Source organism: Gordonia sp. (in: high G+C Gram-positive bacteria), assembly GCF_047600565.1.
Taxonomy (GTDB): Bacteria; Actinomycetota; Actinomycetes; order Mycobacteriales; family Mycobacteriaceae; genus Gordonia.
Window position 1 is genome coordinate 1,602,092 of record NZ_JASGKN010000001.1, and the last position, 24,244, is coordinate 1,626,335.

Sequence of the window (24,244 nt, forward strand, 5' to 3'; positions counted from 1 at the left end):
TTCTCACGGTCAGGCGGAGAAACGCGGGAACGCGAGGTCTCCGGCGTAGCGCGCGGCGTCGCCGAGACCTTCCTCGATGCGGAGGAGCTGGTTGTACTTGGCGACGCGCTCGGAACGGGCCGGGGCACCGGTCTTGATCTGGCCGCAACCGCAGGCGACGGCCAGGTCGGCGATGGTGGTGTCCTCGGTCTCGCCGGAGCGGTGGCTCATCATCGTCTTGTAGCCGCTGTTGTGGGCCAGCGTGACGGCGTCCAGGGTCTCGGTCAGGGTGCCGATCTGGTTCACCTTCACCAGCAGCGCATTGGCGATGCCCTTGGAGATGCCCTCCTCGAGGCGTTCCGGATTGGTGACGAACAGGTCGTCGCCGACCAGCTGCACCTTGTCGCCGATCGCCTCGGTCAGCGCGGCCCAGCCGTCCCAGTCGTCCTCGGCCAGACCGTCCTCGATGGACACGATCGGGAAGTCGGCGATCAGCTTCTCGTAGACCTTGACCATCTCGTCCGAGCCGAGCTTCTTGCCTTCGAGGGTGTACTTGCCGTTGTCGAAGAACTCGGTCGAGGCGGCGTCCAGGGCGATCGCGATGTCGCTGCCGAACTTGTAGCCGGCGTTCTGGACGGCCTCGGCGATCACCTCGATGGCGGCGTCGGTGCCCGGAAGATCGGGGGCGAAGCCGCCCTCGTCACCGAGGGCGGTGCTCATGCCCTTCTTGTGGAGCACGGACTTGAGCGAGTGGTACACCTCGGCACCCCAGCGCAGCGACTCCTTGAAGGTGGGAGCGCCGATCGGGGCGATCATGAACTCCTGGAAGTCGATGCCGTTGTCGGCGTGCTCGCCGCCGTTGATGATGTTCATCATCGGGACCGGCAGGATGTGGGCGTTCGGGCCGCCGACGTAACGGAACAGCGGCAGGCCGGCCGACTCGGCGGCGCCCTTGGCGACGGCCAGCGAGACGCCCAGCAGCGCGTTGGCGCCCAGACGCGACTTGTCGGGGGTGCCGTCGAGGTCGACGAGGGTCTGGTCGAGCACACGCTGATCGTCGGCGTCGATGCCGATCACCTCGGGAGCGATCTCACCGAGCACGGCCTCGACAGCCTTGGTGACACCCTTGCCGTTGTAGCGGTCACCGCCGTCACGCAGCTCGACGGCCTCGTGCTCACCGGTGGAGGCACCGGAGGGAACCGCCGCGCGGGAGAAGGTGCCGTCGTCGAGAACGACCTCGACCTCGACCGTCGGATTGCCGCGGGAGTCGAGGATCTCGCGTGCCCCGACCTGCTCGATAATTGCCACTTGTCAGCCCCATTCGCCGGGTTGTGTCGGCGCGCTCGGACCACAGCGCCGACGGGTACGGGCTCCAGCGTAATGGAGGCGCCGCCGGTGGTCAGTAGCGGACGTTGATCGAGTACGCGTTGGCGTGATCGCGGACCCGGATGACGTAGTCCATCGAGTTGTTGTAGGTCAGGATCGCCTTCTCCCAACCCTTCGGCGTGGTCATGTCGCCGCCGGCCGACGCGCACAGGTAGCGGGCGGCGGAGAGGGCGGCATCGTCGATGTTGTCGGGGTCGGCGACACCGTCGCCGTTGGCGTCGACGCCGTAGCGGGCCCAGGTCTCCGGAATGAACTGGAACGGCCCCATCGCACGGTCGTACTGCGTGTCGCCGTCGAGCTTGCCCTGGTCGGTGTCCTTGATCTCCCAGTTCCCGTTGGTGCCGTCCAGCGACATGCCGCGGATCGGCGGCGTCACGTCGCCGTTGGGCTGCACCTGCGCGCCGTGGTGGGTGCCGTGCTTGCTCTCCACTCCGCCGACGCCGGCGAGCGTGGTCCAGGTGATCCCGCATTCGGGATGCTGCTGCCGCTGGATCTCGGCGGCGTTGCCGTAGGCCTCCAGCGAGTACAGCGGAATCCCGGTGTCGTTCGCGATGGGCGTCGCCCAGCCGGCGAGGGCGTCGGCGGTGCGTCCCTTCGCCTGGATGTCGAGGTAGGGCTGCTGGATGCCGGCACCGGGCGGAATGCCCTCGGGGATGTTCGGCTTGTCGATCAGGCTGCAGGAGGACAGCGCGATCACCCCGGCACCGACGAGAGCGGGCACCGCAAGACGACGTCGTGTGACGGTCATCGTGATCCCTGCCTCTCGGTGTGGTGAAACTGCGGGATCGTGGTCACTGAGTGACCGTTTTCCCGTGTTCTGCGGGCGATCCCCTCGGCGAGGGTAGTCGTCGACACTGTCAACGTCGCAAACCCCGACACGGTTCCGGACACCCCGATCCGAGAAAGACACAGATTTTCCATTCGATGTCATTGACCTTTGCAGAGGACAGGAACAGACTGTGTCCATGGTCACAGTCTCACCCGCCCGTGCCGCCTCGATCACCGGTGCCCGCAACTGGGATGACATGCGCGAGCAGTATCCCGGCCACGTCGACGCGATGGCGGGCGGGCTCATGCGCGGCGACGCCCTCGCCGACGCCGTCGTCGCCGAATTCTTCTCCGGCGCCGGGCTCGGCTGGGCCGAGACGATCGGCGCCCTCGACACTCCTCACGACGTCGACGGCCTGCCGCCGGCGCTCACCAAGTTCCTCACCCGGGCCACCACGCCGCCGTCATGGTTCGACCCGGCACTCGCCCGCGCGGGTGCCGACGCGTGGTGGCGCTTCGGGTCACTGCAGTCGTCGACGCTCTACCAGTCGCTGATCTACGGCTACCAGGCACGCGGCTTCACCCGCCCCCTCGCCGAGACGGGACGGCTGACCGACGGCACCTGGGATCGGGTCTACGCGACCGCACGCTGGGTGGCACTGGCGACAGCGCCCGACCAGATGGACATCGGCGCCCCCGGCTGGGTGGAGACCGCCCGGATCCGGCTGGTCCACGCGATGGTTCGCCACCACCTGATCCAGCGCCAGGACTGGGACGTCAAAGCCTGGGGCGTCCCCATCAATCAGACCTACAGCCAGTTCACGATCACCGCCGGATTCCTCGCCATCCCACTGAAGGTCGGCAAGGACTTCGGGCTGCGCTACTCGCCCGCCGAACGTGAAGCGATCACCCATCTGTGGCGCTGGATCGGCTGGGTGATGGGCGTCGACGACAAACTGCTGCCCACCAGCTACGCCGACGCCGAAACGATCTACCGGATCGCCACCGACTTCCGGATGGAGCCGGACGAGAGCGGCAAGGCGCTCGTCAAAGCCCTCCTGCACGACGGCTACACCGCCGACCTCGGTCTGCCCGGACCGCTCAACTCGGCCGTGTATTCGCTCGCGCGGCCGTTCCTCAAACCGTTCTTCGCCACGCTGTCGTCGCGGTGGATGGAACCGGAGATGGCCGAGGCGTTGGGCCTGCGGCCGAGCCGGCTCAACAATCTCGTCGTCCTCGCCCGGCCGGTCGTCCGATCCCGCGAAGTACTGCGGTCGATGGGCCTGCTCGGATCCGATCACACGGTCGCCCGACGCGAACTGCGCATGGTGACCTCACGGCTCGGACTCGATCTGGCTCACCCCGAACTCGGCAAGCGCTATCGCAAAGCCGACAGCGGCGACCTCGAGACGGCGTCGTAGCCCGTGGCCCGATTCCGGCACGTCCGCGATCTGTCGTGCAGCCCGGCCGCCGCGTGGCGGCTGCTCACCGAGCCGGACCAGATGAACCGGTGGTCCACCGCCCCGATCACCCTGCAGAATGCGGGCGTCGGTGACCGGCCCGACGCTGTCGGTGCGCTGCGCCGCGTCCGCCTGCCCGGTGACCGTGCCACCCTCCGCGAAGTGGTGGAGGTGGCCGACGTCCCGCGACGGTTCGTCTACCGCGTCTACGACGGCGGGCCGCTACTCCTCGCCCACCGGGGCGTGCAGACCCTCGTCGAGACCCCGACGGGGTGCCGGCTGACGTGGACCGTCGACATGACGCTGGCCGCCGGACTGTCGGCCCCGTTCGCCCGGATCGTCGGCCGGCAGGTCGGCGAATCCCTCGACGCTCTGGAGGAGATCGCCGCCTCGCTCGGCGGGTCCGGCGAAGCGGGCTCCTTTCGACAGGCTCAAGGAGCGGACGTGGGGGCTCAAGGAGCGGACATGGGGGCTCAAGGATCGGATGTGAGGGACCAAGGAGCGGACCTGAGCACGCCTCCACGCTCCTTGAGCTTGTCGAAAGGAGACCTCGCCGCCCTCCACACCGCGGCCGAAGCATCCCTGGCGGAGCAGCGCCGGATCGGGGATGAGCTGGCCGCCGACGACGACCCCAAACAGTGGTTCGCGCGGGTGTACCAGTACGTCACCGAGGAGATGATCGCCGTCGCCGACGGTCGACGAAGTCGCGGGGCGCAGGACGACGCATTGGACCATCCGGACTGGGTGCTCGCGCTGATTCCGGTGTTCCACGACTACTTCACCCGGGCACTGCGGTCGTATCAGGCCGGCGAACCGTGCCGAGGCTCATGGCAGAAGGCGTGGTCGATCTGCGAGAGCGAGGATGCTCGGCATCCGGAGCGGCCGGTCATGCGTGGCCTGCTGGCCGGGGTGAGCGCCCACATCGACACCGACCTGCCGGATGCGCTGCTGGACGTCCAGCGTGCCCGCTACCCGGAACAGGATCTGCGCGAGTTCCTGCCCGACTATCTGCGTCTGGCACCGGTGTTTACCGCCGCGTCGGACCGGCTGCTCGCCGATCTTCCCCGCAGCCACAAACCGTGGTGGGTACCCGTCGCGGCACGTATCCATCCGTCGGTGCGCGACGATCTGCTGGGACGCAAAGGCTTCCACGTCGGCCGGCATCGCGTGCAGGCGTTCGAGCGGGCGGTGGCCGCCCAGCAGGTCACTTGAACAGCTGCTCGCCCACGTAGTGACCCTCGTCGGGCGCCGGCGGCACCACGAAGATCGCCGATCCGATGTGTCGCACGTATTCGTTCATCCGGTCGCTGGCGCCCAGCCGGTTCTGCAGAGTGATGAAGTGCTGCGGATCGTTCTGGTACGAGATGAACAGCAGTCCGGCGTCCAGGGTGCCCTCCGGGCTCAGCCCTTCGGTGTAGTTGAACGAGCGCCGGAGGATCTTGACGCCGTCGTTGTTCTCGTGGGCGGCGAGCGCGATGTGCGACTTGGGATCGATGACGGGCTTGCCCTCGGCACCGGTGGCGGTGAAGTCCGGGGTGTCCTTCTCGTGCTTGCCGGTCAGGGGTGCCCCCTCGCCCTTGTCGCGGCCGAAGATGTCCTGCTGATCGCCGACCCGGTCGGAATCCCAGGTCTCCAGCAGCATCCGGATCTTCCGGACCACCTGATAGGTGCCGCCCTTCATCCAGGGCTGATCGTCGTCGTCGACCCAGACGAACTTCTCGAAATCGTCGGGGGTGGTGATGTTGCGCGTGCCGTCCTTGAAGCCGAACAGGTTGCGCGGGGTCTCCTGGCCTCGGCCGGCCGAGGCGCGGCCGAAGCCGAGGACCGTCCAGTGGGGTGCGACCGTGTCACGGCCCATGCGGGCCAGGTTGCGGACGGCGTGATAGCAGACCTGAGGGTCGTTCGCGCAGGCCTGCAGGCTGATGTCGCCGCCGGTGAGCGCCGGATCGAGCAGGTCGCCGTTGAGTTTCGGCAGATCCGCGAACGTGGCCGGTTTGAAGCGTGCCAGACCGAACCGGTCACCGAAGATCGACGGGCCCAGCCCGATCGTCACCGTGAGACTGGCCGGGCTCAGACCGTAGGCTTCCCCGGTGTCGACGCCGGGCTGGACGGGCGAGTCGGGTTCGACCACGCCGATCGGTTTGCCGGCCTGCAGCATGGAGACGGCCGCCGACCATCGGGCGAGCAGGACCTGCAGGTCGCGGGTCGTCGCACCGGGGGCCAGCGAGAAGCTGGTGAACATGCTGTAGTGCTGCGGCGGCGTATCGACGCCGCCCTGATGGGTCTGCCCATAGTACGGGACGGCCTCGCTCAGGTCGATCGCATTGGAGTTCGATTCGAGGAAGTGGTCGGCCGTGGCACCCGCGGCCGCACCGACCAGGACGCCGCCGGCGCCGGTGAGCAGGGCGTTGCGGAGAAAACCGCGGCGCGACATTCCGGAGTCGCCGGATGCCGACGATTCCGCGGTGACCGTTTCCGAGGTGTGGGACGAGCCGTCCGGCTCCGGCGTGGAATCGCCGGAGCCGGACGGGGGCTGCTTGTCCGACATCAGTTGGCCTGAACGACCTTCTCCGCGAGGGTCGACAGCGAGTCGTGCAGCGGCGCGATCGCGGCCTGCAGCTTCGCCGAGTCCGACGCCTTCAGTTCCGGCGTGTACTCCTTGTAGCCGCCGAGCGCCGACGGGTCACGGTAGGAGTCGATGGTCGCCTGCGCGGCCTGGAACTGCTGGTCGATCTGGGTGACCAGGTTGGGGTCGATCTTCTCCAGGCCCGGACGCAGCGACACGAACGCCTGCTGCGCGCCTTCGAGGTTGCCGGCGAAGTCGACCAGGTCGAGGTGCGAGAACTGCTCCTCTTCACCGGTGATCTTGCCGTTCTGCACCTCTTCGAGAAGGTCGGAGGCGCCGTTGGCGAGGTCCTCCGGCTTGTAGTCGAGGCCCTTGACGACGTCGTTGAGCTTGCCGACGTTGGTCACCAGTTCGGTCGAGTAGTCCTTGGTGCCCTGATCGATGGCGTTCTTCTGCCACAGGTCGCGCTCGATGGCGTGGAAGCCCTTCCAGCCGACCTTGTCGTCGACCGGGGTCGACTCACGCATGTCGATGAGGTAGTCGAGGTTGCCGGCGTTGTCGTCGGCCTTGAAGCCGGGCAGCACGAAGCCCTCGACCTGGGCCTCCGCACGCTCGTAGAACGGGCGGGCCTTGGCGTAGGCATCCTTGGCGGCCTGGACGTCACCGGACTGGACGGCCGAGTTGAGGGTGCCGACGGCTTCGACCATGGAGGCGATCTGGGTGTCGACGTACTGGCCGTACTCCTTGGTGCCGTCGGCCAGGATGGTCTGCACCGAGCCGGTCGGGGCCGCGGCGGCCTGGCCGGTGACGGTGAACGGGATCTTCTCGTCCTTGGCGCCCGGGCAGTACACGGTGTAGTCGCCGCCGTCGAGGGTGACGGTGAACTGGACGGGGTCGAGTCCCGGTGCGAGGTTCTCCTTCTCGCCGAGGATGCGCTGGTCCTTCTGCACCTCGACCTCGGTGATGCCGGGGGCGCTCTTGTTGGCGACCTTGAAGGTCACCGGGCCGGCCGGCACGGACTTCTGGTCGATGGCGCACTCATCGGAGCCGCCGTTGTTCTGCATCGTGATGTTGACGGTGCTGACCTTGCCGTTCGACGAGTCGTCGGAGCTGGAGCAGCCGGCGAGGGCGGCGGCCGAGACGGCGGCGAGCGCCGGGACGGCGATCCACGCCTTAGGAAGTGACGATCGCATCGCGTTCTCCTTGTTCTTCATTGTTGTCGGGGTTCCTTTCGATCGGGGAGGGTGGAGCCGGTCGGCTCCGGTACGCCCGGTAGGCGAGGTAGAGGGCGCCGAGGAGCAGCAGGATCGGGATCCAGATCCGCCACAGGGCGCGTTCGGCGCGTGACTGGTCCACCGAGTTCACCTGGGCGGCGAGTCGGGCGACGTCGTCGTCGGAGACGGCCCAGTCGGTGTCCCGGCCGCCGGCACTGACCGTCTTGGTGCCGGTGAGGCCGCCCCCGGTCAGGGTCGCGACCCGGCTGGAAGTGGCGTGTGCGGACACGAGGGCGTCGCCGCTGGTCTGGGCTTCGTATTCGACGCGGCCGGACCATTGCACGGCGAACGGGCCGGGGGTGCGATCGGGCGCCAGGCCGACGGGCAGGCGGCCACCGTTGAGTTGCAGCAGTTGTTCGAGGGTGATGGTGCCGGCGTTCTGGTCGGCGGGCAGGGCGTCACGCTTCTGCCAGATGTCGACGTCGACGCCGGAGGCGGTGCCGCTTCCGGCGGAGTCGAGCGTGACGGTGTTCGTGCCGTCCTGGTCGCCGGTGGTGGTCAGGGTGCGCGTCGACCCGCTGCCGGTGACGGTGACCGTGACGGGGTGTCCGGCGGTGTCGGTGACGTGCACGGTGTTGCCGGGCAGCTGGTTGGCGCTGGCCGGAATGAACAGGGCCATGCACGCGGCGACCACGGTCAGTCCGGCGGCGAGTGAGGCGAACAGTTTCCGGCGGGCGGCCGCTTCCGTCGGCGTCCACTTCTGCGGCCACAGGAAGATGATCAGCACCGGTACGGCGTAGGCGAACCAGCCGACGACTTCGATGAGTCGCGGATCGGATTGCAGGCCGAACATGCCGGAGAGGAAGGCCCCTTGGATGGAGTTCTTCGGCATCCACGACGAGAAGTCGGCGACCTGCTGCTGCCCGATGTTCACCCATCCGGCTTCGTGCCCGGTGCGCAGCGCGCTCATCACGAGGCCGGCGGCGACGAAGATGAGGAAGACGCCGGTGATCTTGAAGAACCGGCCGAGGTTGATCTTCACGCCGCCGACGTAGATGGCGTAGCCGATACCGACCGAGATCGCGATACCGAGAACGGCGCCGGCGAGACCGTAGAAGCCGCTGGATCCGCTCGCCTGTATGGCGGCGAGCAGGAAGACGGACGTTTCGAAGCCTTCTTTGAGGACGGCCAGGAACGCCATGGTGACCATCGCGTAGCCGCCGGTCTTGAGGGCTTCTGCGGCTTCGGATTCCAGCTCCCCCTTCATTTTGAAGGAGTTGTTGTTCATCCAGACGATCATGCTGGTGACGAAGATGACGGCGACGACGCCGATGACCGTCTCGAGCATCTCCTGCTGGCGTTGCGGGAGCGCCGCCGACGCGAGGTCCAGGCCGACGCCGACGGCGATGCTGATCAGGATCGCCGCCCCGACACCGAGGAGCATCGGACGCAACGACTGGCCGTTCCGTTTGAGGTAGGCGCCGACGATGCTGACGATCAGGGTGGCTTCGAGGCCTTCGCGGAGTCCGATCAGGAGGGTCGCGAAAAATATGCCTTGCACGGTGTGTTCGACCCTCTCTCCCGGACCCCCAAAAGACCCATAGGGAGGCAAGGCTACCCTGTCCGTTTTGTTCCGGCGACACTTAAGAGTCGAAGGTCCCGGCTGTTCCCGACATTCCCGGCACCCGCGGTCCGTCGCCTGAGCCGAGTGACGCTTGTCCGTCGGTTGAGCCGAGTGACGCGCGAACGAAGTGAGCACGCCACTCGCGTCGAAACCACCCTTGTGGCGTCCCGCTCCCCTGGTCCGCCCGTTGTTACCGTGGTCTCCATGACGCCCCGCCTTGTTGCCGCCGCTGTTCTCGCTGGTGCTGCTGTCGTCTCGCTGTCAGCGTGTTCGTCGCACACCGACACGACGCCGACCGCGTCGACGATGCCGCAGACCGGTGCGGAAACCCCGATGTTCACCATCAACGGTCAGACGCCGAAGAACGTCGACCCGGCGAAGACGGAGTGCTCGATCACCGGCGGTGTCGGCTATGCGACGAACAGCGAGTTCTCTCTGCAGTTGCGGGGCGACACGCCGCAGACGATGAAGGCCACGCTGGCGTCGCTGCCGCCGACGGACGGTGTGATGTCGGCATCGTTGAACACCGACGCCGACATGGGTCGCGCGGATACACAGTTGGTGAAGCTCGACGACGCCGCCAAGACGGCGACGTTCAAGGTCGATGGCACCGCTGTCGCCACCGGCACCCAGGGCGACTCCCAGCTGCCGTTCACGACCGTCTTCACCTGCAAGCTCAGCGGCTAACGCGTCAGGATCAGTCCTCGGACTTGATCTGCACGACCATCCGCGGCATTTTCGCCTTCTGGTACTTGACTTCGATGGGCCGTTCGCCGGCGGCGATGGGATCTTTCGCGACCTTCTGCGCGGGCGGCGGGGGTGCCGGGAAGTCGTCGACCTCGGGGAATTCGGTGACCGCCTCCAGCTCACCGGTCGTTTCTGCGTTGCCGGCGAAGTCCGCGGCCCGCGCGGGGGCGTCGATCGCCGCGTAGTCGGCGAGATCGTCGTCGTCCTCGTCGGTGTGCGCGGCGGTGGCAGAGGTGACCGTCAGGGCGTCGTCGTCGTTGTCGATGACGGCTTCGGTGACCGTGAACTCGTTGGGGATCTCGACCTGAATCCCCAGGTAGTGCCGCCAGGTCTGCTCGTCGCGCGGCAGCACACCGTCCGCGGCGGCTTTGCGTTCGGCGTCGGCCACCTGCTCCATCAGAACGATCGCGCGGCGACGCTGCAGATCCTCGATGCTGTCGCGGGAACCCTTCTTGTAGGGCACGTCGATGTGGGTGAGGTTCGGGCTGATCACCGACTCCGGGAACTGCGCGGCGGCCAGGCGTTCGAGCAGCTTCTGGATCAGGGCGAGCGCCGGCTGCGACCGCACGATGCCGTCGAGCACACTGCCGCGGTTCCGTTCACGGGCCTTCGCCTGCTCCCATTCGCGGATCTGCCGCTCCAGGTCGGCGTGCTCACCGTTCAGGACGCCGGGCGTCCGATACGACACCTTGTCGACGAAGCTTTGCGCCACATCGTCGATGTCGAACGGGTCCACCCCCGAGTCCTGCGCGATGCGCGCGTGGAAGAGCACCTGCAGCAGCAGGTCGCCGAGCTCGGATCGCACATCCTCGGCACTGCCGGTGTCGAAGGCGTCGAGCAGTTCGTACACCTCTTCCAGCAGGTAGCGGCGCAGCGAATCGTGGGTCTGCTGCTTCTCCCACGGGCCGGTGCGACGCAGCCGGTCCATCAGATCGACGGCCTTCAGCAACTGGGTACCGGGCACCGGATTGCCGCGGACCAGCTGATCGCCGCCCTGCAGTCGTGCGCGCACCACCGGGTTGTCCAGATCGGCGGTCACCACCACCGCGTCATACGGCACCTGCGACCCGTCACCGACGAAGTCGTACGACCGTGCACCCCACAGCACATGAGTGTTGACGCCCTCGGTGACGTACACATGCCCGCCGAGCAGCGGTGCCGCCGCCACCGGAATCGTGTCGGGCTGAGTCGGATCCAACAGGACCACGGTCATTGCAAAACCTCCAGGTTCGCCTCAGGTTGAACCTTAGTCCCTGCGCGCACGAAGTCGACACGGACGGGTTTCGACACGGGACGCATGAGCTCAGGAACCACCGGTCGAAGCGAGCTCCTTTCGACAAGCTCAAGGAGCGTGGGGAACGCTCAAGGAGCGTGGGCAGCGGGCGGGAGAGGCTTCAGGGTGGTCAGGAGGGTCACCAGGTAGTCGATCAGCTCGTCGTCGCGCAGGCGGGGCGAGCCCATGCCGCCGGTTCGCGGGATCGGGACGGTCACCGTGTGCGTCGTCGCCCGATACGTGGCCGACGAGTACAGGCGCGCGAGACGCACCTGCTCGCTGTCGACCAGCAGCAGCGGCGAGATCCGCACCGACGTGCCGGCCATGCCGATCTCGGTGACGCCGCGTTCCCGACATCGCAGACGCAGGCGCGCGATCGCCGCGAGCCGCTGCGTCTGCACCGGCGGCGGTCCGTACCGGTCGGTCAGCTCGGTCAGCACCTCGTCGACGTCCGCATCCGAGGTCGCCGACGCCAGCTTGCGGTAGGCCTCCAGGCGCAGACGATCGGCTTCGACGTACTCCACCGGGATGTGGGCGTCGACGGGCAGATCGATCCGCACCTCGGTCGACTCCTCCTGCGCGACGGTCTGGCCGTCGGCGGCGGCACGGTAGGCCTCGACGGCCTCGCCGACCAGCCGCACATACAGGTCGAAGCCGACTCCGGCCACATGACCGGACTGCTGCGCGCCCAGCACGTTGCCGGCGCCACGCAGCTCCAGATCCTTGAGGGCGACGGCCATGCCCGCGCCCAGCTCGTTGTTCTGGGCGATGGTCGCGAGCCGGTCGTACGCGGTCTCGGTGAGCGGCTTGCCGTCGCTGTAGAACAGGTACGCGTAGCCGCGTTCACGACTGCGCCCCACCCGGCCGCGCAACTGGTGCAACTGCGAGAGACCCATGTTCTCGGCACGGTCGACGATCAGCGTGTTCGCGTTCGAGATGTCCAGGCCGGTCTCGATGATCGTGGTGCAGACCAGGACGTCGTACTCCCGGTTCCAGAAGCCCTCGACGGTCCGCTCGAGGGTCTCCTCGGGCATCTGACCGTGCGCGACGGCAACCTTCGCCTCCGGCACCATGGACGCGATCTCGCGAGCCGTCTTGTCGATCGACGACACCCTGTTATGCACGTAGAACACCTGGCCGTCGCGGAGCAGCTCACGCCGGATGGCGGCGGCCACCTGCTTGGCCGAATACGCGCCCACGTAGGTGAGCACCGGGTGGCGTTCCTCCGGCGGCGTCAGGATCGTGGACATCTCGCGGATCCCGGCCATCGACATCTCGAGGGTGCGCGGGATGGGCGTCGCCGACATGGTGAGCACGTCGACGTGTGTACGCAACGACTTGATGTGCTCCTTGTGTTCGACACCGAAACGCTGCTCCTCGTCGACGATGACGAGACCCAGGTCCTTCCAGATCACCCCGGTCTGCAAGAGGCGGTGCGTACCGATGACGATGTCGACGTCACCGGACGCCATGTCCGCGATGGTCTGTTTGGCCTCGGCCGGCGAGGTGAACCGCGACAGTCCCTTGATCTTCACCGGGAATCCGGCCATGCGCTCGGTGAAGGTCTGCAGATGCTGGCCGGCGAGGATCGTCGTCGGCACCAGGACCGCCACCTGTTTGCCGTCCTGCACGGCCTTGAACGCCGCACGCACCGCGATCTCGGTCTTGCCGTAGCCGACGTCGCCGACGATCACACGGTCCATCGGGACCGGCTTCTCCATGTCCGCCTTCACCTCACCGATCACCGTCATCTGGTCGACGGTCTCGGTGAAGTCGAAGGCGTCCTCCATCTCGCGCTGCCACGGGGTGTCCGGGCCGAACGCGTGACCGGGCGCCGCATGCCGGGCGGCATACAGCTGCACCAGCTCACCGGCGATCTCCCGCACCGCCTTGCGCGCCTTGCGTTTGGTGTTCGCCCAGTCCGAGCCGCCCAGCTTCGACAGTGCCGGCTGTTCGCCGCCCACGTACCGCGACAGCTGATCGAGTGAATCCATCGGCACGAACAGCCGGTCGCCGGGCTGACCCCGCTTGCCGGAGGCGTATTCGATCACCAGGTATTCGCGGCGCGCCCCCGAGACGGTGCGCTCCACCATCTCCACGAGCCTGCCGATGCCGTGCTGGTCGTGGACGACGAGGTCGCCGGCCGCCAAGGCGAGGGGATCCACCTGGTTGCGGCGCTTCGCCGGCAGTCGACGGCCGTCCTTGACCCCCACGACCCGCGCACCGGTGATGTCGGCCTCGGTGGCGATGACCAGAGACGAGTCTCCTTCCGACGAGCTCCCGGAGCGGTTCGGCAGCACCAGCCCGTGCCGCAGGGTGCCGTGATAGACGCCGACGGCGTCGGCCGGCGGTTCGTCGCCGTCGGCGAGCAGGCGTGCCGGCACCTCCGCCTCGCCGAGACGTTCGACGAAGCGCTGCGCGGTGCCCTTGCCGGCGGCGACGACCGCGGCGCGGCCACCGGTGGCGAGCTGCGCCCGCAGACTCGCCATCATCTCCTGCAGTGCACCGGCGTCGCCGTGCGGTTCCGGACCGGGTGCCACGTCGAGTTCGATCTCGGAGCCACTCCCCGACGACAGTGGGCTCATGGTCCACCAGGCACGGCCGGCGGCGATGGTCGCGTCCTGCACCTCGGCGACCGAACGGTAAGCGCTGGCCTGCAGGTCGACGGACTCGACCTTGACCGGGGCGTCGGCGCCGATGGCGGCGGCGTTCCACGACGCCTCCAGGAACTCCGCGCCGGTGCGCTCGAGGTCGGCGGCGCGCGTGCGCACCTTCTCCGGGTCGAGCACCAGCACGCGAGTGCCGGCGGGCATCACTTCGGTGAGCAACTGCATCTCGCCGTCGACGAGCGCCGGAATGAGTGCCTCCATACCCTCGACCGGAATGCCCTCGGCGAGCTTGGTCAGCATCTCCTGCAACGCCTCGTCGGACGTCGACGCCGCGAGCTCGGCGGCCCGTTCCCGCACCTGTCCGGTCAACACCAGCTCGCGGCACGGATGGATCTGCACGCCACCGTCCGTCCCGCCGCCGAGTTCGGCGATGGTGCGTTGGTCGGCGACCGAGAAGGCGCGGATGTCGGTGATCTCGTCACCCCAGAACTCGACGCGCACCGGATAGTCGGCAGTGGTCGGGAAGACGTCCAGGATGCCGCCGCGCACCGCGAATTCGCCGCGACGGCCGACCATGTCGACCCGCTCGTAGGCCATTTCGACCAGGTGCTCGAGCAGGTCGTCGAAAACGACCTCGGTGTTCTCGCGGAGGGTGACGGTGCGCAGTTCCCCGAGCCCCGGCGCCATCGGCTGAATCAGCGATCGCACGGTGGTCACGACCACCCGCAGCGGGCTCTCCCCCGGGGTCGCGAGGCGGTGTAGCACCGCGAGACGTGCACCGACGGTGTCGGCGCTCGGCGACAGCCGCTCGTGCGGCAGGGTCTCCCAGGACGGGAACTGGGCGACGGCGGTCGCCCCGTCGGGCAGCAGTTCGGACAGTTCTGCGGTCAGATCGTCGGCCTCCCGGCCGTTGGCCGCCACCACCAGAATCGGCGACGACGCGGCCTGTTCAAGCGCGGTCACCACGAAGGGCCGGGCCGCGTCCGGGGCGGTGAGGTCCAGGCGAGGATCGGCCACGCGCTCACGCAGGACGTCGAAGGCGGCGCCGCGGGTGGCGAGGGCGTTGAGCCCGGACAGAGATGGGGAGGTCACTTCCACCATTCTAGGAGGCCGGTGCCGAGCCCAGGAGGTCCGCTCCCAGCGGCTTGCTCTCGCTGGCGCCCGGCAGGATCGCCCACACCCCGGAGCCGATGGGCACGGTCCAGGTGTTGAGGTCGTCGTGCTCGGCGAGCCGCTGCTGCACCGGCACGAACTGGCGTACCGGATCGCGCTGGAACGCCGCGAACAGCAGGCCGCTGTTCGAGGTGTCGGGCTGCCCGCTGTCGTCGCCGCTCCCTCCGCTGCCTGGGCCGCTACCGCTCCCAGAGCCGCTCCCGCTCCCTGAGCCTGCCGAAGGGAGCGGCGGTTCGTCGTAGTTGTAGCCCAGTCGCAGAAACTGCTCCTCCGGCTTCTGGGCGTGTGCGCGGGCGATGTGCGAGCTGGCCGGGATCACCGGGATACCGCCCTCGGTGCGCGCGAAGTCGGGGGCGTCGTGCTCCCAGGTTCCGGTCAGGGGTGCACCGTTCGTCAGGTTGCGGCCGACGACGAGTTCGCGGTTCGGCCGGTCGAGGGCCTCCCACTCGTCCATGTGCATGGCGATCCGGCGGAGCACCAGGGATGTGCCTCCGGCCATCCACGGCTGTTCGCGGCCGTCGTCCCAGAGCAGGGTGTCGTAGTCGGTGCTCGCGGGTTGGACGGTGCCGTCGACCTGACCGAACAGGTTGCGCATGGTCTGGCCTGACGGATGACTGCCGCGTGCCGGCCGGAATCCCTGCTGCACCCAGGCCACCCGCAGCTTGGTCCGCACTTCCGCGGTCAGGATGCGGGTGGCGTGGGCAAGGGTCATCGGATCGTCGGACGCGACGAGCAGCATGACGTCGCTCTGCGCCCATTCGTCGCGGAGACGGTCGATCTGCGGGAACGCCGGCAGCGGGTGAAGCCAGGACGGACGCCGAGGGGCGAGGGCGGGCAGGTCGAAGAGGCGCGGACCGAGCCCGACGGTGATGGTGAGACGTGAGGGCGCGGTGGCCAGCTCCGGCTCGGTATCGGAGAGGGCACCGGTCCCCTGGGTGAGTTTCGCGCCGTCCTGCGTCCACAGATTCAGGGCGCCGGCGAGCCCGGGAAGGTCGTTGGGATCGATCAGGTCGAGGCCGATGAAGTTCGCGTGCGCCGCCGGGGCGGTGACGATGCCGGACTGGTGCGTTCCGTAGAAGGGTTCGGTTCGGGTGCCGTCGCGCCCATCGGTGGCGCGACGGTCGGCGGAGTGCTCGGCGGCCGTCCCCACGACGGCGGCGCCGAGTCCGAGGCCCGCGAGTCCTGCTGTTCCCGCAAGGAGGCCGCGGCGGGAGATGTCAGTGATGGCTGTGGTCCATGGTCATGGACATCGACGGCATGGTCGACGACGCGGCCGGGGCGTTGCCGTAGTCCTCCTGGTTGCCGGCGAAGTCGCGGGCCGACGCACTCACGGTCTGCATGGAACCGTCCGCGAACACGAGCTGGATGGTGACGAGGTCGCCGGCGGCGATCGGCCGACGCAGATCCATCAGCATGATGTGTGCGCCGCCGGGCGTCAGGTCGAGGGTCTTGCCGGCGCCGACGACGTAGCCGTCGGCCTTCTCCTTCATGGTGCTGACACCGTTCTCGGTCACCACTTCGTGCAGCTGGGTCGAGCCGGCGACGTCGCTGCTGGCGGACACGATCCGCACCTGCGTCTTGCCGTTGTTGCGCACCTTGGCGAAGGCGGAGGTCATGCCGTCGGGGGCGGCCTTGACCCACTGATCGCTGATCTTCACCTGGCTGCTCTGGGTACCGTCTGCGTCGTCACTGGAACTGCAGGCGGCAAGGCCGCCACCTGCGAGAACGACGAGCAGCGGCACGATCAGGGCGGTGATGAGCTTGCGGACGGTCATGCCCCCGAGGCTACTCCCGGGGTGTGCGGGTCACCGAATCAGGGAACGTTGCATCAGCACGCAGTCGAGCGTCTGACCGAACTTGTTTCCGACGCCGGGAAGCCGCCCGCTCTCGACGAATCCGAGCTTGGCGTGCAATGCCAGGGAGCTTTCCGCATCGGCCGAGATCATGCCGATCACTTCATGGACGTCGGTGGTGTCCGCGGCGTCGAGGAGAGCCTGCAGAAGCGCGGTCCCGTATCCGCGTCCGGCAGCGGTTTCGCGGAGGTAGATCGTGTCCTCGGCGGTGTGCGACCAGCCGGCTCGGCCCCGGAAGATGCCGAGGTAGGCGAAGCCTTGCACGCCGTCGGCGTCGTCGAGGACCAGGAACGGCCGGCCGGCCTCGGTCACCTCGGCGAGGGTCCGCGCCGCCCAGCCGTCGTCCAGCTCATAGCGCCAGGTGACCGTCGACGTGGTCACGTAGTGGTCGTAGATCTCGGTGACGGCGGCGAGGTCGGCGGGGGTCGCCGGCCGGATCACGCGTCGTCCTCGCCGGTCTCGCCCTCGCCGCTCTCAGCGGTAGCCGCATTGGTCACAGCGAAGTTCATCGCGGTACCCGACTTCGACGCCATGTGGCCCGGTTCGACGTCGCCCGGTTCGACGAGCTGCGGATCGGGTTCGAGTCGGGTGAGGCCGTTCCAGCACAGGTTCACCAGGTGCGCGGCGACCACTTCTTTCGGGGGCTCCCGGACGTCCAGCCACCATTGGGCGGTGACGGACACCATCCCGACGAGTGCTTGGGCGTACATCGGTGCCAGTGACGGATCGAAGCCGCGACGTTCGAAGTCGCCGGCGAGGATGTGTTCGACCTGGCTGATCGCGTCGTTCAGCAGACTGCCGTAGCGGTTGTGTTCTCCGGCGTCGGTGGCGCCGGTCGACTCTCCGCGCACCAGGATCCGGAATCCGTCGGTGCGCTCCTCCATGTAGGTGAGCAGTGCGAGCGCGACCTGCTGGATCCGGTACAGCGACCGATTCTGCGTCAGCGAGGCCGTCACCATCTCGAGGAGGGTCTCCATCTCGCGGTCGACGACCACGGCGTAGAGACCTTCCTTTCCGCCGAAGTGTTCGTAGACCACCGGTTTGGAGACGCCGGCCCGCTGCGCGATCTCCTCGATCGAGGTGCCTTCGAAGCCGCGCTCCGCGAACAGGCCGCGAGCGACCTCGATCAGTTGCAGCCGTCGCTGCGCACCGGTCATCCGTGCGCGTGGGGCGCGCACCGCTTCTTCACCCTCTCGGGGCCGGCTCACTGCCATGCATCCAGCCTAATGCAGCGTGACGACACCCATTCCCGGGGATGCAAAAGCGCCCCTGACCTGGACGGTCAGGGGCGCTTTTGTAAATTGTGTTCGGCGGTGTCCTACTCTCCCACACTGATTAGGGTGCAGTACCATCGGCGCTGAAGGGCTTAGCTTCCGGGTTCGGAATGGGGCCGGGCGTTTCCCCTTCGCTATGGCCGCCGTAACTTTATGAAACTGTCACAACACGTTGGTTGTGTTGTGTGTTGTTTCAGAGGTGCATAGTGGATGCGTGCATTGTTTGGTGTTTGGGTGTTGTTGGTAAGTCCTCGGCCGATTAGTACCAGTCACCTGAACACATTGCTGTGCTTACAGTTCTGGCCTATCAACCCCATGGTCTGTGGGGGGCCTTACCCACTCTTGGTGGTGAGAAACCTCATCTTGGAACAGGCTTCCCGCTTAGATGCTTTCAGCGGTTATCCCTTCCGAACGTAGCTAACCAGCGGTGCTCCTGGCGGAACAACTGGCACACCAGAGGTTCGTCCGTCCCGGTCCTCTCGTACTAGGGACAGGTTTCCTCAAGTTTCTAGACGCGCGCGGCGGATAGAGACCGAACTGTCTCACGACGTTCTAAACCCAGCTCGCGTGCCGCTTTAATGGGCGAACAGCCCAACCCTTGGGACCTACTCCAGCCCCAGGATGCGACGAGCCGACATCGAGGTGCCAAACCATCCCGTCGATATGGACTCTTGGGGAAGATCAGCCTGTTATCCCCGGGGTACCTTTTATCCGTTGAGCGACACCGCTTCCACTTGCCGGTGCCGGATCACTAGTCCCGACTTTCGTCCCTGCTCGACATGTACGTCTCACAGTCAAGCTCCCTTGTGCACTTACACTCAACACCTGATTGCCATCCAGGCTGAGGGAACCTTTGGGCGCCTCCGTTACATTTTGGGAGGCAACCGCCCCAGTTAAACTACCCACCAGGCACTGTCCCTGAACCCGATCAGGGTCCGAGGTTAGAAGCCCAATACGATCAGAGTGGTATTTCAACAATGACTCCACCGACACTGGCGTGCCGGCTTCATAGTCTCCCACCTATCCTACACAAACCGTACCGAACACCAATACCAAGCTATAGTGAAGGTCCCGGGGTCTTTTCGTCCTGCCGCGCGTAACGAGCATCTTTACTCGTACTGCAATTTCGCCGAGTCTGTGGTTGAGACAGCAGAGAAGTCGTTACGCCATTCGTGCAGGTCGGAACTTACCCGACAAGGAATTTCGCTACCTTAGGATGGTTATAGTTACCACCGCCGTTTACTGGGGCTTAAATTCTCAGCTTCACCACCGAAGTGGTTAACCGGTCCTCTTAACCTTCCAGCACCGGGCAGGCGTCAGTCCGTATACATCGTCTTACGACTTCGCACGGACCTGTGTTTTTAGTAAACAGTCGCTTCTCTCTGGTCTCTGCGACCACCCCCAGCTCACAGAGTAAATCTGGTCACCGGTTGTGGTCCCCCTTCTCCCGAAGTTACGGGGGCAATTTGCCGAGTTCCTTAACCACAGTTCTCTCGATCTCCTTAGTATTCTCTACCTGACCACCTGTGTCGGTTTGGGGTACGGGCCGTGCATCAACTCACTAGAGGCTTTTCTTGGCAGCATAGGATCACCGACTTCGCCACAACGGCTACGCGTCACCTCTCAGGCTTGTATGGAACACGGATTTACCTATGTTCCGCCCTACCGGCTTACACCAGGACAACCATCGCCTGGCACGGCTACCTTCCTGCGTCACCCCATCGCTTGACTACTACAGCCGAGGTCCCACGCAGCCACAACCAGGCACACCCGAAGGTGTAAAAGGTCGCTTTTGGGTGGTTAGTACAACTGATTCGCCATTGGGCGCGGATACACGGGTACGGGAATATCAACCCGTTGTCCATCGACTACGCCTGTCGGCCTCGCCTTAGGTCCCGACTCACCCTGGGCGGATTAACCTGGCCCAGGAACCCTTGGTCATTCGGAGGACAAGTTTCTCACTTGTCTTTCGCTACTCATGCCTGCATTCTCACTCCCACACCCTCCACAGCCGCTCACGCGACTGCTTCCATGGGTGCAGGACGCTCCCCTACCCACCCACACCACTACACACCCGCCCGTAGGCAGGCATGGATGTCAATGTGTGAGTGCCGCGGCTTCGGCGGTGTACTTGAGCCCCGCTACATTGTCGGCGCAGGACCACTTGACCAGTGAGCTATTACGCACTCTTTCAAGGGTGGCTGCTTCTAAGCCAACCTCCTGGTTGTCTAAGCAATCCCACATCCTTTTCCACTTAGTACACGCTTAGGGGCCTTAGCCGGCGATCTGGGCTGTTTCCCTCTCGACTACGAAGCTTATCCCCCGCAGTCTCACTGCTGCGCTCTCACTTACCGGCATTCGGAGTTTGGCTGACGTCAGTAACCTAGTAGGGCCCATCGGCCATCCAGTAGCTCTACCTCCGGTAAGAAACACACAACGCTGCACCTAAATGCATTTCGGGGAGAACCAGCTATCACGGAGTTTGATTGGCCTTTCACCCCTACCCACAGCTCATCCCCTCCATTTTCAACTGAAGTGGGTTCGGGCCTCCACCGCATCTTACTGCGGCTTCACCCTGGCCATGGGTAGATCACTCCGCTTCGGGTCTAGACCCAGCGACTAAAAACGCCCTATTCAGACTCGCTTTCGCTACGGCTACCCCACACGGGTTAACCTCGCCACTGAGCACTAACTCGCAGGCTCATTCTTCAAAAGGCACGCCATCACCCGCCACCACAAGGATGCACAGGCTCTGACGGATTGTAAGCGCTCGGTTTCAGGTACTATTTCACTCCCCTCCCGGGGTACTTTTCACCTTTCCCTCACGGTACTTGTCCGCTATCGGTCACCAGGAAGTATTTAGGCTTACCGGGTGGTCCCGGCAGATTCACAGCAGATTCCACGAGCCCGCTGCTACTCGGGGACACGTCCAACCAGACACAACATTTTCGGTTACCGGACTCTCACCGTCTACGGCAGACCATTCCAGGCCACTTCACCTAACATCATGTTTTCTTACTGGTCACTACCGCCGGCAGACAGTAATAAGACGACCCCACAACCCCACACACACAACCCCTGCCGGGTATCACATGCGCATGGTTTAGCCTCATCCGCTTTCGCTCGCCACTACTCACAGAATCACTATTGTTTTCTCTTCCTGAGGGTACTGAGATGTTTCACTTCCCCTCGTTCCCCCCGCACCGGCTATACATTCACCGGGCGGTAACACCACATCACTGGTGCTGGGTTTCCCCATTCGGACACCCTCGGATCACAGCTCGTTTGACAACTCCCCGAGGACTATCGCGGCCTACCACGTCCTTCATCGGCTCCTGGTACCAAGGCATCCACCGAACGCCCTTAAACACTTACAACAACACCCACAAACACACCCCCACCACCAACCGGTGACCGGGATCCGAATGTGGATACAACAAATCGTTATGTTTCGCAGAAACACTAATATTGCAGTACAAACATCAAAACAGCACCAACCCCACAAGGGATTGATACCAAGATGCTCGCATCCACTATGCACTTCTCAAACAACACACACCCACCACACCCTGCACCCCCAAACCAGGAGCGGAAAGCAGTGAGCGTTAAGAAAACCCACCACAACCGACACCGTCACCGGTGCCGGCTGCAGGCCTGTTTTCTCAGAACCCCGATAGTGTGTGACTTCGTTGAGGACCGTCACCGATCACTCATCCACCCACCCAGCCGCACACAGGCGACCGAGATCATTGATGGCTTCCTTGCATTTCACCCATGAACAAACACCCACCGCAGAACAATCGCCTACGTAATGGGAGTGTTGTTTGCTCCTTAGAAAGGAGGTGATCCAGCCGCACCTTCCGGTACGGCTACCTTGTTACGACTTCGTCCCAATCGCCGATCCCACCTTCGACGGCTCCCTCCACAAGGGTTAGGCCACCGGCTTCGGGTGTTACCGACTTTCATGACGTGACGGGCGGTGTGTACAAGGCCCGGGAACGTATTCACCGCAGCGTTGCTGATCTGCGATTACTAGCGACTCCGACTTCATGGGGTCGAGTTGCAGACCCCAATCCGAACTGAGACACGCTTTAAGGGATTCGCTCAACCTTGCGGTCTTGCAGCCCTCTGTACGCGCCATTGTAGCATGTGTGAAGCCCTGGACATAAGGGGCATGATGACTTGACGTCATCCCCACCTTCCTCCGAGTTGACCCCGGCAGTCTCCTGCAAGTCCCCGGCATAACCCGCTGGCAATACAGGACAAGGGTTGCGCTCGTTGCGGGACTTAACCCAACATCTCACGACACGAGCTGACGACAGCCATGCACCACCTGTACACCAACCACAAGGGAACAACTATCTCTAGCTGCGTCTGGTGTATGTCAAACCCAGGTAAGGTTCTTCGCGTTGCATTGAATTAATCCACATGCTCCGCCGCTTGTGCGGGCCCCCGTCAATTCCTTTGAGTTTTAGCCTTGCGGCCGTACTCCCCAGGCGGGGTACTTAATGCGTTAGCTACGGCACAGAACTCGTGAAATGAGCCCCACACCTAGTACCCACCGTTTACGGCGTGGACTACCAGGGTATCTAATCCTGTTCGCTCCCCACGCTTTCGCTCCTCAGCGTCAGTTACTACCCAGAGACCCGCCTTCGCCACCGGTGTTCCTCCTGATATCTGCGCATTTCACCGCTACACCAGGAATTCCAGTCTCCCCTGTAGTACTCAAGTCTGCCCGTATCGCCTGCACGCCTGCAGTTAAGCTGCAGAATTTCACAGACGACGTGACAAACCGCCTACGAGCTCTTTACGCCCAGTAATTCCGGACAACGCTCGCACCCTACGTATTACCGCGGCTGCTGGCACGTAGTTGGCCGGTGCTTCTTCTGCAGGTACCGTCACTTGCGCTTCGTCCCTGCCGAAAGAGGTTTACAACCCGAAGGCCGTCATCCCTCACGCGGCGTCGCTGCATCAGGCTTGCGCCCATTGTGCAATATTCCCCACTGCTGCCTCCCGTAGGAGTCTGGGCCGTGTCTCAGTCCCAGTGTGGCCGATCACCCTCTCAGGTCGGCTACCCGTCGTCGCCTTGGTAGGCCATTACCCCACCAACAAGCTGATAGGCCGCGGGCCCATCTCACACCGCAAAAGCTTTCCACCACAAACCATGCAGAATGTGGTCATATCCAGTATTAGACCCAGTTTCCCAGGCTTATCCCAGAGTGCAAGGCAGATCACCCACGTGTTACTCACCCGTTCGCCACTCGAGTACCCAGCAAGCTGGGCCTTTCCGTTCGACTTGCATGTGTTAAGCACGCCGCCAGCGTTCGTCCTGAGCCAGGATCAAACTCTCCAACAAAAATCAATCAGAGAAAAGACCTGACCAAAATAAACAATCCAAAAAAAGAAATTGACTGGCAAAAAATTCATCTTGTCAAAAAGACAGACTCCCTCAATACCAACCAATCGATCGGCACAAGAAAATCCATCACACACTATCGAGTTCTCAAAAAACACACACCCACCAACACCACCAGCAAAAACCGGCGTTCATCAATGAGCAGGGTTCGCCGCCCTTCTTCAGGGCAACTCCACCAGGCTAGCAGTTCCGGCTTCCGGTCCGCAACCCGCGAATCTGTGATCCGCATTACTGGGCTGTGGTGTCCGGGCCGCGCTGGCCTGACTTCGAATAAGTTACGCACACGTTGCCGCAAATACAAATCGGCTGGTCAGAGGCCTGTCGGCGGTGCGGTGGCTAGCCTGGTGCCATGACCTCGCTACTTCACAACCGCCCCACCGGTATCCGCTGGGCTGCGGTGATCGCCGGCGGTGCGCTGACAGCGGCCGTATTGGCCGGTTGCGGCAGTCAGGATTCGGCACCCGACCCCGATCCGTCGGTGAACGCCGACACCGCGCAGAACATCGTCGACCTGTTCGTGAGGGCCTACAACCAGAACGGCCTGGAGACGGCCGTCGAACAGACCTTCTGCACCGATTCGATGGATCAGCTGCGCGGTCAGGAGGCGCTGGGTGGCGGCACCTACGTCGCGGGTTCACTCGCCGAAGGTGCGCCGGCCGCCGTCGCCGGCACCACGGCGCACGGCACTCTCACGCTGTCGGGTGGTACGTCGTCGTTCACTGTCGCGCTGACCGACGACCCGAGTCAGGGCTGGTGCATCACCGGCACCACCCAGATCCCCGGCTCCGGCAGCAGTCCCACTGCGAGCACCGCCTCGACCTCCGAGGTACCGAGCACGACCTCCACTGCTCCGTCGACCGCCTCCCCCGCCGCGCCTCCAGCCACCGACTGAGCCCGACATC

At 65.0% G+C, this 24,244-nt stretch carries 15 protein-coding genes and 3 rRNA genes; 4 read left to right on the forward strand and 14 right to left on the reverse strand.

Annotated features, from left to right (window positions below; all coding sequences use genetic code 11):
- Positions 1–9 precede the first annotated feature (9 nt).
- On the reverse strand, positions 10–1,287 hold the full coding sequence (gene eno, locus QM774_RS07855) for a phosphopyruvate hydratase (RefSeq protein ID WP_414975354.1): 1,278 nt from the start codon (positions 1,285–1,287) through the stop codon (positions 10–12).
- 91 nt (positions 1,288–1,378) lie between these two features.
- Entirely contained in the window at positions 1,379–2,113 is a 735-nt protein-coding gene (locus tag QM774_RS07860; RefSeq protein ID WP_414975355.1) for a lytic transglycosylase domain-containing protein, read from the reverse strand.
- A gap of 217 nt (positions 2,114–2,330) precedes the next feature.
- Here QM774_RS07860 and QM774_RS07865 point away from each other — a divergent pair, with 217 nt between their 5' ends.
- Positions 2,331–3,554: an oxygenase MpaB family protein gene (locus QM774_RS07865; RefSeq protein ID WP_414975356.1), complete on the forward strand. Its 1,224-nt coding sequence runs from the start codon at positions 2,331–2,333 to the stop codon at positions 3,552–3,554.
- 3 nt (positions 3,555–3,557) lie between these two features.
- The gene (locus QM774_RS07870; protein ID WP_414975357.1) at positions 3,558–4,805 is read left to right on the forward strand and encodes a DUF5995 family protein; all 1,248 of its coding nucleotides are present in this window, start codon (positions 3,558–3,560) and stop codon (positions 4,803–4,805) included.
- Here the strand turns inward: QM774_RS07870 and efeB are convergent.
- The 3 genes from efeB to efeU all read right to left on the reverse strand — a co-directional run bounded on the left by efeB (position 4,798) and on the right by efeU (position 8,934).
- Positions 4,798–6,027, reverse strand: a complete 1,230-nt coding sequence (gene efeB, locus QM774_RS07875) for an iron uptake transporter deferrochelatase/peroxidase subunit (protein ID WP_414976615.1) — start codon at positions 6,025–6,027, stop codon at positions 4,798–4,800. The genes QM774_RS07870 and efeB overlap by 8 nt on opposite strands.
- Positions 6,028–6,140: 113 nt before the next feature.
- On the reverse strand, positions 6,141–7,352 hold the full coding sequence (gene efeO, locus QM774_RS07880) for an iron uptake system protein EfeO (protein ID WP_414975358.1): 1,212 nt from the start codon (positions 7,350–7,352) through the stop codon (positions 6,141–6,143).
- Positions 7,333–8,934 (reverse strand): iron uptake transporter permease EfeU, encoded by a 1,602-nt coding sequence (gene efeU / locus QM774_RS07885; RefSeq protein ID WP_414975359.1) that lies wholly within the window; start codon positions 8,932–8,934, stop codon positions 7,333–7,335. The genes efeO and efeU overlap by 20 nt, the downstream gene beginning before the upstream one ends.
- Before the next feature lie 267 nt (positions 8,935–9,201).
- Between efeU and QM774_RS07890 the strand changes: the two genes are divergently transcribed.
- On the forward strand, positions 9,202–9,684 hold the full coding sequence (locus QM774_RS07890) for a hypothetical protein (protein ID WP_414975360.1): 483 nt from the start codon (positions 9,202–9,204) through the stop codon (positions 9,682–9,684).
- Positions 9,685–9,694: 10 nt separating this feature from the next.
- Here the strand turns inward: QM774_RS07890 and QM774_RS07895 are convergent, their stop codons facing one another.
- The 9 genes from QM774_RS07895 to QM774_RS07935 form a co-directional block, all read right to left on the reverse strand.
- On the reverse strand, positions 9,695–10,957 hold the full coding sequence (locus QM774_RS07895; RefSeq protein ID WP_414975361.1) for a MazG family protein: 1,263 nt from the start codon (positions 10,955–10,957) through the stop codon (positions 9,695–9,697).
- Between the two features lie 149 nt (positions 10,958–11,106).
- Positions 11,107–14,718: a transcription-repair coupling factor gene (mfd, locus tag QM774_RS07900; RefSeq protein ID WP_414975362.1), complete on the reverse strand. Its 3,612-nt coding sequence runs from the start codon at positions 14,716–14,718 to the stop codon at positions 11,107–11,109.
- Positions 14,719–14,728: 10 nt separating this feature from the next.
- Positions 14,729–16,024, reverse strand: coding sequence for a Dyp-type peroxidase (locus QM774_RS07905; RefSeq protein ID WP_414976616.1), 1,296 nt, complete (start codon positions 16,022–16,024; stop codon positions 14,729–14,731).
- Entirely contained in the window at positions 16,017–16,574 is a 558-nt protein-coding gene (locus QM774_RS07910) for a copper chaperone PCu(A)C (RefSeq protein WP_414975363.1), read from the reverse strand. The genes QM774_RS07905 and QM774_RS07910 overlap by 8 nt, the downstream gene beginning before the upstream one ends.
- Positions 16,575–16,604: 30 nt before the next feature.
- Entirely contained in the window at positions 16,605–17,093 is a 489-nt protein-coding gene (locus QM774_RS07915) for a GNAT family N-acetyltransferase (RefSeq protein WP_414975364.1), read from the reverse strand.
- A complete protein-coding gene (locus QM774_RS07920; RefSeq protein ID WP_414975365.1) occupies positions 17,090–17,866 on the reverse strand; it encodes a TetR/AcrR family transcriptional regulator in 777 nt (258 codons plus the stop codon). Before QM774_RS07920 ends, QM774_RS07915 begins: the two co-directional genes overlap by 4 nt.
- A 91-nt stretch (positions 17,867–17,957) precedes the next feature.
- Positions 17,958–18,074: ribosomal RNA gene (gene rrf, locus QM774_RS07925) — 5S ribosomal RNA — on the reverse strand.
- 91 nt (positions 18,075–18,165) lie between these two features.
- Positions 18,166–21,303, reverse strand: a 23S ribosomal RNA gene (locus tag QM774_RS07930).
- Between the two features lie 458 nt (positions 21,304–21,761).
- A 16S ribosomal RNA gene (locus QM774_RS07935) occupies positions 21,762–23,282 on the reverse strand.
- The 16S, 23S and 5S rRNA genes sit together here, the layout of an rRNA operon.
- 409 nt (positions 23,283–23,691) lie before the next feature.
- Here QM774_RS07935 and QM774_RS07940 point away from each other — a divergent pair.
- Positions 23,692–24,234, forward strand: coding sequence for a hypothetical protein (locus QM774_RS07940; protein WP_414975366.1), 543 nt, complete (start codon positions 23,692–23,694; stop codon positions 24,232–24,234).
- Positions 24,235–24,244 lie beyond the last annotated feature (10 nt).